At 54.3% G+C, this 13,088-nt stretch carries 14 protein-coding genes; 6 read left to right on the forward strand and 8 right to left on the reverse strand.

The features are described 5' to 3' along the window. The first annotated feature begins 108 nt into the window (after positions 1-108). Positions 109-972 carry a ketose-bisphosphate aldolase gene (locus IAE30_RS12625; RefSeq protein WP_045814797.1) on the forward strand — a complete coding sequence of 288 codons (864 nt, stop codon included), beginning with the start codon at positions 109-111 and terminating at the stop codon, positions 970-972. 96 nt (positions 973-1,068) lie between these two features. On the opposite strand, the gene IAE30_RS12630 is transcribed toward IAE30_RS12625, so the two are convergent. Then, positions 1,069-1,833, reverse strand: a complete 765-nt coding sequence (locus IAE30_RS12630; protein WP_045831819.1) for a transporter substrate-binding domain-containing protein — start codon at positions 1,831-1,833, stop codon at positions 1,069-1,071. A gap of 163 nt (positions 1,834-1,996) precedes the next feature. Between IAE30_RS12630 and IAE30_RS12635 the strand changes: the two genes are divergently transcribed. Both IAE30_RS12635 and IAE30_RS12640 read left to right on the forward strand, forming a co-directional pair. Then, on the forward strand, positions 1,997-2,578 hold the full coding sequence (locus IAE30_RS12635) for an NAD(P)H-dependent oxidoreductase (RefSeq protein ID WP_038644688.1): 582 nt from the start codon (positions 1,997-1,999) through the stop codon (positions 2,576-2,578). A gap of 31 nt (positions 2,579-2,609) precedes the next feature. Next, complete coding sequence (locus IAE30_RS12640; protein WP_038644686.1) at positions 2,610-2,918, forward strand: putative quinol monooxygenase; 309 nt, start codon at positions 2,610-2,612, stop codon at positions 2,916-2,918. A 32-nt stretch (positions 2,919-2,950) separates the two neighbouring features. Here IAE30_RS12640 and IAE30_RS12645 read toward each other — a convergent pair whose 3' ends face one another. The 6 genes from IAE30_RS12645 to nudF all read right to left on the reverse strand — a co-directional run bounded on the left by IAE30_RS12645 (position 2,951) and on the right by nudF (position 8,368). Further along, positions 2,951-3,850 (reverse strand): LysR substrate-binding domain-containing protein, encoded by a 900-nt coding sequence (locus IAE30_RS12645; RefSeq protein WP_200679863.1) that lies wholly within the window; start codon positions 3,848-3,850, stop codon positions 2,951-2,953. Positions 3,851-3,917: 67 nt separating this feature from the next. After that, complete coding sequence (parE, locus tag IAE30_RS12650) at positions 3,918-5,813, reverse strand: DNA topoisomerase IV subunit B (RefSeq protein ID WP_038644682.1); 1,896 nt, start codon at positions 5,811-5,813, stop codon at positions 3,918-3,920. A 47-nt stretch (positions 5,814-5,860) separates the two neighbouring features. Then, positions 5,861-6,442 carry an esterase YqiA gene (yqiA, locus tag IAE30_RS12655; protein WP_045831821.1) on the reverse strand — a complete coding sequence of 194 codons (582 nt, stop codon included), beginning with the start codon at positions 6,440-6,442 and terminating at the stop codon, positions 5,861-5,863. A 3-nt stretch (positions 6,443-6,445) separates the two neighbouring features. Continuing rightward, positions 6,446-7,273 (reverse strand): 3',5'-cyclic-AMP phosphodiesterase, encoded by an 828-nt coding sequence (gene cpdA / locus IAE30_RS12660; RefSeq protein ID WP_038644678.1) that lies wholly within the window; start codon positions 7,271-7,273, stop codon positions 6,446-6,448. Between the two features lie 37 nt (positions 7,274-7,310). Then, positions 7,311-7,736: a DUF1249 family protein gene (locus IAE30_RS12665; protein WP_034828381.1), complete on the reverse strand. Its 426-nt coding sequence runs from the start codon at positions 7,734-7,736 to the stop codon at positions 7,311-7,313. Continuing rightward, complete coding sequence (gene nudF, locus IAE30_RS12670; protein WP_034828380.1) at positions 7,733-8,368, reverse strand: ADP-ribose diphosphatase; 636 nt, start codon at positions 8,366-8,368, stop codon at positions 7,733-7,735. The genes IAE30_RS12665 and nudF overlap by 4 nt, the downstream gene beginning before the upstream one ends. A 212-nt stretch (positions 8,369-8,580) precedes the next feature. Here nudF and tolC point away from each other — a divergent pair, with 212 nt between their 5' ends. From tolC to IAE30_RS12685, 3 genes are all read left to right on the forward strand, one after another. Further along, positions 8,581-10,053, forward strand: coding sequence for an outer membrane channel protein TolC (gene tolC, locus IAE30_RS12675; RefSeq protein ID WP_200679865.1), 1,473 nt, complete (start codon positions 8,581-8,583; stop codon positions 10,051-10,053). 141 nt (positions 10,054-10,194) lie between these two features. Beyond that, entirely contained in the window at positions 10,195-10,884 is a 690-nt protein-coding gene (locus IAE30_RS12680) for a DUF1190 family protein (protein ID WP_200679867.1), read from the forward strand. A gap of 8 nt (positions 10,885-10,892) precedes the next feature. Then, on the forward strand, positions 10,893-12,056 hold the full coding sequence (locus IAE30_RS12685; protein WP_045814804.1) for a glutathionylspermidine synthase family protein: 1,164 nt from the start codon (positions 10,893-10,895) through the stop codon (positions 12,054-12,056). A gap of 37 nt (positions 12,057-12,093) precedes the next feature. Here the strand turns inward: IAE30_RS12685 and ygiD are convergent, their stop codons facing one another. Next, a complete protein-coding gene (gene ygiD / locus IAE30_RS12690; protein ID WP_200679869.1) occupies positions 12,094-12,879 on the reverse strand; it encodes a 4,5-DOPA dioxygenase extradiol in 786 nt (261 codons plus the stop codon). Positions 12,880-13,088: the final 209 nt, after the last annotated feature.

Consider the following 13,088-nt stretch of genomic DNA (forward strand, 5'->3'; position numbering starts at 1 on the left):
CGCGATAAGTCGCGCAGCAACAGGATGCAGAAGCATTTCCCTTTTTATCCATCATCGGGTCGGCGCACGCGTCGGCTCTGGTAAAACTCACGTTGAGGAAATATTAACATGTTGATTTCTATGAAAGAGATGTTGGCACCGACTCGTGAACACCGCTTCGCCATCGGCGCATTTAACGTAGCAGACAGCTGCTTTATTCGTGCTGTGGTGGAGGAAGCCGAGGCCACCAATACTCCGGCGATCATCTCGATTCACCCGAGTGAGTTGGAGTTCGTGACCGATGAATTCTTTGGCTATGTGCGTGAACGTACGCTGAAAAGCAAAGTGCCCTTCACCATTCACCTCGACCACGGCGCATCGATTGCGCAGGTGCTGCGCGCCATCCAGTGTGGATTCACGTCGGTGATGATCGATGGATCGCTGCTGCCGTACGAAGAGAACGTGGCACTGACCAAAGAGGTGGTGAAGCTGGCGCATTCGGTAGGCGTGTCAGTGGAAGGTGAACTCGGCACCATTGGCGATACCGGCACCACCGTGGAAGGCGGCGTCAGCAAAGTGATCTATACCGAACCGGCGCAGGCGGAAGATTTTATCCAGCGTACCGGCGTCGATACCCTGGCGGTAGCGATTGGCACCGCGCACGGTATCTATCCAAAAGATATGAAGCCGGAACTGCAGATGCATATTCTGAGAGATATTGCTCAGCGCACCGATATTCCGCTGGTACTGCACGGGGGTTCTGCTAACCCGGATGCGGAGATTGCTGAAGCGGTGACCCTCGGCGTGGGCAAAATCAATATATCCAGCGATATGAAGTACGCCTACTTCGCCAAACTGCGCGAAATTCTGGCGCGTGAAACCTGGTGGGATCCCAACGTGATTTATCCGGAAGCCATTACTGCCGCCAAAGCAGTGATTCGCTACAAGATGAATCTGTTTGGTGGATTGGGTAAAGCGAGTTTGTATCGCTGAGGGCAGCAAGGGGGCAATCGCGCCCCTTTAACCTGACGTAATCCATCGCGCCGCTATCGCCATGAAGGGTAGCGGCGCGCTTCTGTCTGGAAGATATTACTTAATCACACCCAGCCACTGCGAGGCGATTTGCGCATATTCGCCGGTGGCGGTGCTGAGATGCAGCCACTGATCGACATACAGTTTCCAGCTCATATCATCACGCGGAATCATGTAGGCTTTTTCGCCATACTGCATCGGCTTATCCGGATTGATGGCGCACAGCGTCGGGTAGTGCTTCATCTGGAACAATGCTTCGGACGCATCGGTGATCATCACATCGGCTTTCTTATCCACCAGCTGCTGGAAAATACCGACGTTATCGGCCAGTTGCAGCGTCGACTGCGGCAAGTGGCTGTGCACAAAGGCCTCATTGGTACCGCCAGCCGGTTCAATCACCCGCACGCTCGGCTTGTTGATCTGCGCGACGGTTTGGTATTTGTCTTTATCATCACAGCGCACCAGCGGGATCTTGCCATCCACACCCAGCGGCTCGGCAAACCAGGCAATTTGCTGACGTTTTAAGGTAACGGACACGCCACCCAGCGCGATATCACACTGCTTCGCCACGAAATCGTCACTCATGGTTTTCCAGGTGGTTGGCACCCACTGCACTTTGGCGCCCAGGCTGGCCGCCAGTGACTGCGCCATGCTGATATCCAGCCCTTCATACTGCCCATCGCTGCGCAGATAGCTGTAAGGCTTGTAGTCGCCCGTGGTACAGACTTTCAGGGTTTTACTGCTACGAATTTCGTCGAGGTGGGATTGCGCCGAGGCAGCGCCACTCACCAGAAGTAATGCACTCAGTATCGCGGTTTTCATGATTTCTTCTTTTTTATGTTGATGTCGGTTTGCGCGCGGATTGTTGCATAGCCCTGCGCATTGTTGCTTTATTAGCAAAAGTCTTGTGATCAATCACGCATTTTTTTGTCCCGCCTGCGCGCGTAGAGTGTGCGCCATCAACGGGAAACAGAGCGAATCATCCATGAGCAATATTTTAATCATCGACGGCGGAAAAACCTTTGCCCACTCGAAAGGCGAACTGAACCATACCCTCACTGAGGTGGCGGCCAGCCAACTGCGCGATCTGGGCCATAACGTGGTGGTCACCCTTGCCGACAGCGACTACAACGTGGCAGAAGAAGTGCAGAAATATCTCGACAGCGACGTGGTGATCTATCAAATGCCTGGCTGGTGGATGGGCGAGCCGTGGACGGTGAAAAAATACATTGATGACGTGTTCACTGAAGGTCATGGCTCACTGTATGCCAGCGATGGCCGTACGCGCAGCGACGCGGGCAAAAAGTACGGTTCTGGCGGTTTGATTCAGGGCAAAAAATACATGCTGTCGCTGACGTGGAATGCGCCGCTGGAGGCGTTTACCGATCCTGAGCAGTTCTTTGAAGGTGTTGGCGTGGACGGTCTCTATCTGCACTTCCACAAAGCCAACCAGTTCCTCGGTATGGAAGGTTTACCGACCTTTATCTGTAACGATGTGATCAAGATGCCGGACGTGCCGCGCGATATCGAACGTTATCGGACTCATCTCAGCCAAATCTTTGCTTAACTGTAAGCACACCGGGAAAAGAGGAAGCGCTATGTTAACCGTCGTTGCAGAAATTTGCGTCAAGCCAGGCCGCCGTCATGTGGTGCTGGAAGCCATCAAGACACTGATCCCTACCGTGCTGGAAGAGGAGGGTTGCCATCAGTACGACGCGCTGGTTGACCATCAGGCGCAGGTGCCGTGGAAGCAGAATTCACCGGATTCGATCTTTATGCTGGAGCAGTGGGAATCACTGCGCCATCTTGAGCAGCATCAGCAGATGCCGCACATGGACGCGCATCGCGCCACGATCAAAGATGATGTGGTGGACGTGAAAATCCTGGTGTTAGAGCCAGCGCGTTAATCGCCAAAGCCTCTGCCTGTGCAGGGGCTTTTTTATAGCAGGCGATCTTGCTCTATCTTTTCGCGCAGAAAATCGAGAAAACAGGTAATGCGCGAGGTAAGAGACTGGTTGCGGTAATACACGGCGTGAATCGGCAGACGCCATTCGCGCGTTTCCTGCTCCAGCACCTGCACTAAATCGCCCCGCTCGCGATCTTTACGGCTGACAAAATCAGACAAGCGTGCAATACCCTGCCCTGCCAGCGCCAGTTGACGTAAGGTTTCTCCACTGGAAGCCGACAGGGTCGGCTTAATTTGTAAGAACTCACCTTCACGCTGCCACACTGGCCAGACGTTATGCGCATCCAGCTGGCTGAATCCCAAAAGCTGATGGGCTGACAACGCCTCAATCGTTTCAGGCTCGCCATGCTGTTGCAGATAAGCCGGACTCGCCACTAAGCGCGTAGCACTGCTGCCCAGCACGCGGGCACGCAGCGTAGAATCACGCAACTCCCCGACGCGAATCGCGATATCGGTCTGCTGCTCCAGCAAATCGATCATGATGTCGTCGGTGTTCAACTCCAGCTGAATCAGCGGGTAGCGCTGTCGAAATTCCGCCACCAGCGGCACAATCACATGCAGCATAAAGGGTGCGTTGGCATTGATGCGCAATCTGCCGGAGGGAATATCGCGGCGCTGGGCAATCTGCTCTTCCGCCAGTTCGACCGACGAGAGGATCTGGCGCGCATGATCGAGGAAGATTAACCCTTCCTCAGTGAGTGCGAGACGCCGCGTGGTGCGGTGCATCAGGGTGGTTTGTAATTTGCTTTCCAGCCGACTCAGCGCCCGGCTGATACCAGAACTGGTTTGATCGAGTTGCTCGGCCGCCGCCGTGATTGAGCCAGTATCCACCACCGCCACCCAGGCGCGCAGTTCTTCCAGTGTGATTTTCACGTTCCTTTCCCCGTAAAAAATTTTGGCTTGGCCTAAATAATCTGGGACGCCGTAGCGTCCCAGGTCATCAAGCTTCCAGGTCGGCGAGGTCGCCTTTTTCCTGTAGCCAGTTACGGCGGTCTTCAGAACGTTTTTTCGCGAGCAGCATGTCCATCACGCGCAGCGTCTGCTCAACATCATCATCGCTGACCGTCAGCTGCACCAGACGACGGGTGTTAGGGTCGAGCGTAGTTTCACGCAGCTGCAGCGGGTTCATCTCACCCAGACCTTTGAAGCGCTGCACGTTCGGTTTGCCTTTCTTACGCTTCAGCTGCTCCAGCACGCCCTCTTTCTCGTCTTCATCTAACGCGTAAAAGACTTCTTTGCCGAGATCGATGCGATACAGCGGTGGCATGGCGACATAAACATGGCCATGTTGCACCAGCGAGCGGAAGTGCTTCACAAACAGCGCACACAACAAGGTGGCGATGTGTAAGCCATCGGAGTCCGCATCCGCAAGGATACAGATCTTGCCGTAACGCAGCTGGCTCAGATCTTCACTGTCGGGATCGATACCGATCGCCACCGAGATGTCGTGCACTTCCTGCGATGCCAGCACTTCGTCTGACGACACTTCCCAGGTATTGAGGATCTTCCCTTTCAGCGGCATGATCGCCTGATATTCACGATCGCGCGCCTGCTTGGCCGATCCACCTGCGGAGTCCCCTTCCACCAGGAACAGTTCGGTGCGATTCAGATCCTGTGCACTACAGTCTGCCAGTTTGCCCGGCAGTGCCGGTCCGCTGGTGAGCTTTTTACGCACCACTTTCTTGGCCGCGCGCATACGGCGCTGAGCACTGGAGATTGCCAGTTCGGCCAGCATTTCGGCGGCTTGCACGTTCTGGTTCAGCCACAAGCTGAAGGCATCTTTAACGATAGCCGAGACAAATGCCGCGCACTGACGCGAAGAGAGACGCTCTTTGGTTTGACCGGCGAACTGCGGATCCTGCATTTTGACCGACAGCACGTAGGCGCAGCGATCCCAGATATCTTCCGCAGACAGTTTTACACCGCGTGGCAGGATATTGCGGAACTCGCAGAACTCACGCATCGCATCCAGCAAGCCCTGGCGCAGACCGTTGACGTGTGTCCCGCCTTGCATGGTGGGAATCAGGTTCACGTAGCTTTCAGTCAACAGTTCGCCGCCTTCTGGCAGCCACAGCAGCGCCCAATCCACCGCTTCAACATCACCCGCAAAGCTGCCGACAAAGGGTTTTTCCGGCAAGGTGGGGAGGCCGTTTACGGCTTCACTCAGGTAATCTGAAAGACCACCGTGATACAACCAGGTCTGCTCGGTATCGTTCACCTTGTCTTTGAAGACAATTTCCACGCCCGGACACAGCACCGCTTTGGCTTTCAACACATGCGTCAGGCGCGACACCGAGAAGCGTGGGCTGTCGAAGAAACTCTCATCCGGCCAGAAATGCACGCGCGTGCCAGTGTTACGTTTGCCGACCGTGCCGGTCACCGTCAGATCCTGCACTTTATCGCCATTTTCGAAGGCAATATCGTAGATCTCACCATTACGGCGCACGGTGACTTCAACACGTTTTGACAGGGCGTTGACCACCGAAATCCCCACGCCATGCAGGCCGCCGGAGAACTGGTAGTTTTTGTTGGAGAATTTACCGCCCGCATGCAGACGGCAAAGAATCAACTCAACCGCTGGCACACCCTCTTCCGGGTGAATATCCACCGGCATGCCGCGACCGTCATCGATAACTTCCAGTGACTGATCGGCATGCAGGATCACTTCCACGCGTTTGGCGTGACCCGCCAGCGCCTCATCGACACTGTTATCGATCACTTCCTGGCCCAGATGGTTTGGGCGCGTGGTATCGGTGTACATCCCCGGACGACGACGCACCGGTTCAAGGCCGGTTAAGACCTCAATGGCATCGGCATTATAACTTGATTGGCTCATCGTAACTGTCTGATTAGCAATAGGAATAGGGGTCCATCTCGCAGCAATCAGGGAGCATTTAATCCCAGAAAATCAATGATCTGCGCAAAATGGCGTTCGAATCCGATATAAGCATGATTGCCACCCTCTTCGACCGTTTGGCGGCATGCGCTGTAGTATTCCAGCGCCTGGCGGTAATCGAGCACTTCATCGCCGGTCTGTTGCAGCAGCCAGAGTAAATCAGGCGCTTCGAGAGGGTCAATCTGCATGACTTTCAGATCGTAAATGTGGCGTGACTCTAACACATATTGCTGGCCGGTGTAGGGATTACGGTTCTCGCCGAGATAATCCACCAGCAGCTCAAACGGCCTCACAGCAGGATTGACCACCACCGCAGGCAGCATAAAGCATTGCGACAGCCAGGTAGCGAAGTAGCCCCCGAGCGACGATCCCACCAGGCCAAGTGGCTCACCGGCGTACTGCATCACCAGCTCTTCCAGCATGCTGGCGGCTTCGGCGGGAAACGTGGGCAGCTGTGGCACCAGCACGTTGATGTGCGGATGCTGTTGCGCTACCCACTGCTGCAGTTGTGTGGCTTTGGCCGATTGCGGAGAGCTGTTGAATCCGTGCAGATAGATCAGCGCCGCCATCGCTTAGTAGCCCTCGGAATCTAAATCGGGGCGGAACAGATCGCTTTGCAAACGATTCACTTCGGTTTCCAGTACGCCATCGGCCTTCAGGGTTAACCAGCGCCAACCCGGTGCCACGTCATCGATGGCGAAGTTGGTGCAATGCGGTTTGAACTGCACGCAGGTCGAAGGAGAAGCCAGCACGCGACGACCATGCCAGTCGAGATCTAATTCCTGATGAATGTGGCCACACACCAGATTACGCGCACGCGGGAAGTGTTGCAGCACCGCTTCTAATTGATGGGGATTGCGCAGGCTATGCTGATCCAGCCAGGTACAGCCGGAAGCGAGCGGATGGTGGTGCAGCAGCACTAGCGTATGGCGCTCAGGATGCTGGCGCAGCGCCTTGTCGAGCCACTCGAGCTGGTATTCGCTCAACATGCCATGCGGCACACCAAAGACCTGGCTATCCAGCAGCACCAGCTGCCAGTGTTCACCCAGCAGCACATGTTTATCGGAAGCGATTCCGGCATCGGCAAGTGTATTCACCATCGCGGGCTGAAAATCGTGATTACCCGGCAGCCAGACACACGGCTTTGGCAGGCGTGAAATGCCCGCTACAAAGTGTTGATAAGCTTCGACGGTGTGATCCTGGGCGAGATCGCCGGTAGCGATAATCAAATCATAATCGCGCTGTTGTGCCATGATGGCGTCCAGCACCGCATCAAAACTCGACCAGGTATTTACCCCAAGCAGCGATTGATGTTTTCCTGCAAAAAGATGGGTGTCCGTAATTTGTAAAATCCTGATATCGGCCCCATTTGCCGCAGGAAGAGTAAGCAGGCTATCCAAAGCGTTTCCTTTCTCTCCACGCCATAGTTGTATGCTATCAGCAGACCGGCACTGCTACAGCACCGTGCGCCAGACAATAGCGCAACCAATCTGCAAGAAACTGGTTAATCTGATGTTTTTCATCGCGCTGATGCAGTTTTTTATTAGGGTAATCATAGCGCGCTTTGAAACGATAGATCTGCTGAGTGGAACACACTTCAGCGACCATCGCATCATGGTACAGCCGAACGGACATGGATGGCAGGCTCCAGTAACTCACTGCCGGGGCCACCTGGCGAATCTCCACCAGCGTGGTATATCGCGTCGACTCTTGAATAGTCAGCTGATAACGGGCGCCGCTCACCTGATAGATCACCGACGCGCCTGCCTCGTCATCACGCGGCAGCAGGCGACGCAGTTGGGCGAAATTGGTTTCGCACAATCGCATCATTTCGGGAAAGTCAGGGGTATAGCGCTGTTTCATTTTAGCTTCCACTCTTGTCGTAGTTTTTCATGGTGCAACGCCAGCCATTGCAGGGCGATGACAGATGCCGCGTTATCAATAATCCCCTCTTCCACCCAGCGATAAGCCTGTTCGCGGCTCACCACATGGACAAGAATATCCTCATTCTCTTCCTCCAGCCCGTGATTTCCCTCTGCCAGGCTGGCATCCACTTCGCCCACCAGCACCGACAAACGTTCAGACGTTCCGCCTGGGCTGGCTAAGTAATTCACTATCGGTTTCACACGCCCGACCTTGAGGCCTGCTTCTTCTACTGCTTCACGTCGCGCCACATCTTCCGGCGTTTCACCGGGTTCAATGATACCGGCCACCATTTCCAGCAGCCAGGGCGTTGGGCTGGAATCATAAGCCGGGATGCGAATCTGTTCGATTAGCACCACTTCGTCGCGTAAGGGATCATAGGGTAGCAGCACGGCGGCGTGTCCGCGCTCAAAAACTTCGCGTACCACCTCACCGCTCATCTCGCCATTAAAGCGGCGATGGCGGAAACGGTAGCGGACAATGGAAAAAAAACCATCGTAGCGTGTATCGCGTGCAATAATTTCTACATCGTTTTTTGTAAAAGTCACAGGGGATTTTTTTTCACCCGCCATCATCTGGTTCCTTATGCAGATTGGGATGGAGCGAAGAAAAGCCAACCCTTGTGCTCCGTCCGAGTGGTTCTTTCTGAATTATTTACGTAAATTAGGGGAAGAAGGCACGTTCAGCCAACTTATCTCTGACGCCGCCTCTGTAGAATCGGCGATTATTTTTTGGCTTACCTGCAGCACTACCAGTGCAATTTGCTGCAACAAAAGGAATGCAAATGAAAAAACTGCTCCCACTTTTTATTGGGTTGAGCCTGGGCGGATTTAGCCTTGCCAGCCAGGCAGAGAACCTGTTGCAGGTTTACCAGCAGGCGCGCCTTAGCAACCCGGATCTGCGTGCTTCTGCCGCTGACCGTGATGCAGCCTTTGAGAAAATTAACGAAGCGCGTAGCCCTTTATTACCACAGCTCGGTCTGGGCGCAGATTATACCTATAATAATGGTTACCGTGACAGCAGCGGTCTTCATTCCAACACGACCAGCGCCTCTCTGCAATTAACACAAACCATTTTCGATATGTCGAAATGGCGTGCGCTGTCGCTGCAGGAAAAAACCGCCGGGATTCAGGATGTCACCTATCAGGTCGCACAACAGGATCTGATTCTGAACACCGCAACCGCGTATTTCAACGTGTTGAAGGCGATTGATACCCTTTCTTACACGGAAGCGCAGAAACAGTCGATTTACCGCGAATTGGATCAAACCACCCAACGCTTCAACGTGGGTCTGGTGGCGATCACTGACGTGCAGAACGCCCGTGCGCAGTACGACAGCGTGCTGGCCAACGAAGTGACCGCGCGTAACAACCTCGATAATGCAGTGGAATCGCTGCGTCAGATTACCGGCATGGATTATCTGGCACTGGCTTCACTGAATATCGATCGTTTCAAAACGGCACGTCCTGATGCCGTTGCAACGCTGTTGAAACAGGCTGAAAGCCGCAACCTGAATCTGTTATCTGCACGTTTGAGCCAGGACTTAGCTCGCGAGCAAATTCGCTCTGCTGAGTCTGGTCATATGCCAACGCTGGATCTGACTGCCTCCACCGGTGTGTCTAACAGCAAATATGGCGGCAGCCGTGCTAACCAGAGTTCTGGCACTACCGACTCCATCACGGGTTCCAATCAGGTTGGCCTGAGCTTCTCCTTGCCGCTTTACAGCGGTGGTTCGGTGACCTCGCAGGTGAAACAGGCGCAGTATAACTTTGTTGCCGCCAGCGAGCAGTTGGAAGGCGCACACCGTAGTGCAATCCAGACCGTGCGTTCTTCGTTTAACAACGTTAACGCGTCCATCAGCAGCATCGATGCTTACAAACAGGCCGTCGTGTCTGCTCAGAGTTCGTTAGATGCGATGGAAGCCGGTTATCAGGTGGGTACCCGTACTATCGTTGATGTGCTCGATGCCACTACGACCCTGTTCAACGCCAAACAGCAGCTTTCTGATGCGCGTTACAGCTACCTGATTAACCAGCTGAACATCAAATATGCATTGGGTACGTTGAATGAGCAGGACCTGCAGCAGCTGAACAGCACGCTGGGCAAGGAAATCACCACCGCACCTGAAGTGGTGGCACCGGAAAACAGCCAGCAGGCTTCGCGTGTCGATAATGGTCCGAAAACCTCTGCACCTTCAGCCGCCGCGAATGCGCGCCCGGCTGCCGCTCACAGTAGCGGAAATCCTTTCAGTAATTAATCTCTTAAGGGGCTGCTTGCGGCCCCTTTCGCATTCAAACGTATAACAACGTAAAGATCCCCCAGCCATCCGGCTTCTCGCTTCATTTTCCACCACTCATCACCTATCCTAAGCCCCACCTTTGGGCACAGGATGAAAATAATGAAACGGACTAAACATATTCGTCATGCCGCTTTCCGTAAAAGCTGGCAGGCACGCCATTTAACACCAGTTGCACTCGCGGTGACCGCAGTGTTTATGCTGGCTGGCTGCGAACAGAGCGATGAGACAGTATCGCTGTACCAAAACGCGGATGATTGTGCGAAAGCTAACCCTAGCCAAAGCGCGCAATGTACTACTGCGTATAACGATGCGAAGAAAGAAGCAGAACGCACCGCGCCGAAATACGCCACGCGCGAAGATTGCGTTGCAGAGTTCGGTGAGAATCAGTGCCAGCAAACACCTGCTCAGGCCGGTGTTGGCACCACCAACAATGCCGAAGCGCAGCAGAGCGGTAGCTTCTGGATGCCGCTGATGGCCGGTTACATGATGGGACGCATGATGGGCGGCGGCGCGGGCTTTGCGCAGCAACCGTTGTTCTCACCGAAAACCCCGAAAAGTCCGGCTAACGGTCAGTTTGTCGATGCTTCAGGCAAAAACTATGGTGCCGCGACCTCAGGCCGTAGCATGAACGTGCCGAAAACCGCCATGGCACCTAAGCCAGCGACCACCTCCACCATCACGCGTGGTGGCTTCGGTGAGAGCGTTGCGAAACAAAACACTATGCAGCGCAGCAATGCCACCAGCACCAATCGCAGCAGCACTGGCAGCAGCCGCTCGATGGGAGGCTAAGCCGCAGTATGCAACGTATTGCTATCAGCGAACGTCCGGACTGGCGCGAAAAAGCCAACGAATATGGCTTCCAGTTTCACACCATGTACGGTGAACCTTACTGGTGTGAAGACGCTTATTACCAGTTCACCCTCGCACAGGTTGAGCAATTAGAAGATACCACCGCTGAACTGCATCAGATGTGTCTGCAGGCGGTGGAAAAAGTGGTGAACAGTGATGAACTGCTCACTCGCTTCTGCATTCCCAAACACACCTGGGACTTCGTACGAGACTCGTGGAAGCTGCGTCAGCCTTCGCTCTATTCCCGTCTGGATTTAGCCTGGGACGGTAAAGGCGATGCCAAGCTGCTGGAGAATAACGCCGACACGCCGACCTCTCTGTATGAAGCGGCCTTTTTCCAGTGGATCTGGCTGGAAGATCAAGTCAATGCGGGCAACCTGCCACAAGGCAGTGACCAGTTTAATAGCCTGCAGGAAAAGCTGATTGAGCGCTTTGCCGCGTTGCATCAGGAGCACGGTTTTAACTGGCTGCACTTTGCCTGCTGCCGTGACACCGAAGAAGATCGTGCCACAGTGCAGTACATGCAGGATTGCGCCACCGAAGCCGGCCTGCCGAATGAATTCCTGTATATCGATGATATTGGGTTGGGTGAAAGAGGCCAGTTTACCGATCAGCATGACCAGGTGATCAGCAACCTGTTTAAGCTTTATCCTTGGGAATTTATGCTGCGTGAAGTGTTCTCCACCAAGCTGGCAGATGCCGGTGTGCGTTGGTTAGAACCGGCGTGGAAAAGCATTATCTCGAATAAAGCGCTGCTGCCGCTGCTGTGGGAAATGTTCCCTGACCATCCCAATCTGCTGCCCGCCTACTTTGCCGACGACAAAAATGCCCCGCAGATGGACAAGTACGTGGTGAAACCGCTGTTTTCACGTGAAGGTGCCAATATTCGCATCATCGAAAATGGTCAGGAGATCGCCCGTGCTGAAGGTCCGTACGGCGAAGAGGGAATGATCATCCAGCAGTTCCATCCGTTGCCGAAGTTCGGCGACAGCTACACCTTGATCGGTAGCTGGCTGATTGACGATCAACCCGCTGGTATCGGCATTCGTGAAGATCGCGCGCTGATCACTCAGGATCTGTCACGCTTCTACCCGCATACCTTTATCGAATAAATGCTGTGCCGCCCGTCAGACGCGGGCGGCCAGTTCATTAACTTACCTGCACCGAAAGCATACTGATTGCGCCCATCTCCATCCCTTCCACAGGAATGCTGATCGACTCCTCAGCTGCACGCGCACCGAGGATATACAGCAACGGCAGATAGTGTTCTGGCGTTGGGTTGGACATCTCTGCACCTTCGTGCTGCAGATAATTCACCAACGGATGATCTGCTGCTTCACCGGCAAAGCTCAAATTCTCACGCACAAATTCATTGAAGCTTTCTGCCCATGGATAGCTTGTGGCGGCACCCTGCCAGCGCAGCATACGCAAGTTATGCACCACGTTACCGCTGGCGACGATCATCACGCCTTCGTCACGCAGTGACGCCAGTTTGCGACCTAATTCAAAGTGCCATTGCGCCGATTGCGTCCCATCGATACTTAACTGCACCACCGGGATATCGACTTGCGGATACATTTTTGCCAGCACGCCCCATGAGCCGTGATCAAATCCCCACTCCTGGTCGGCATGGACGTCAATCGGTGCCAGCAGATCGATGACTTGCTGTGCCAGCTCAGGCGAACCCGGTGCTGGATAACGCACATCAAACAGCGCCTGCGGGAAGCCACCAAAGTCATGGATGGTGCGCGGATTATTCATGGCCGTCACCGCCGTACCGCGTGTGTACCAGTGTGCCGACACAGCGAGAATGGCGCGCGGACGTGGCAATGTTGCCCCCAGATGCTGCCATGCGCGGGTATAGGTATTGTCTTCCAGTACGTTCATCGGACTGCCGTGACCCAAAAACAGGGCGGGCATACGGTTGTGGCTCATGATGGTTCCTCTGACGAAAGTGTCGCTTTATTAGCCGCTACGATACGCGCTTTCGTGCCGGGATTAACGCTGATAACTGTGATGATCTCTATCAGGGAATTTGAATAAGAATTTGTGCAGTGGATGGGCGGTGAAAATGGGGTTTAAAAACGTACTTAAGCGCTATAAAAAATCCGCAGCCTGGAGAAGCTGCGGATTTTTTGGTGACG

This window comes from Pantoea sp. S61, from assembly GCF_016625145.1.
Classification (GTDB): domain Bacteria; phylum Pseudomonadota; class Gammaproteobacteria; order Enterobacterales; family Enterobacteriaceae; genus Pantoea; species Pantoea rwandensis_B.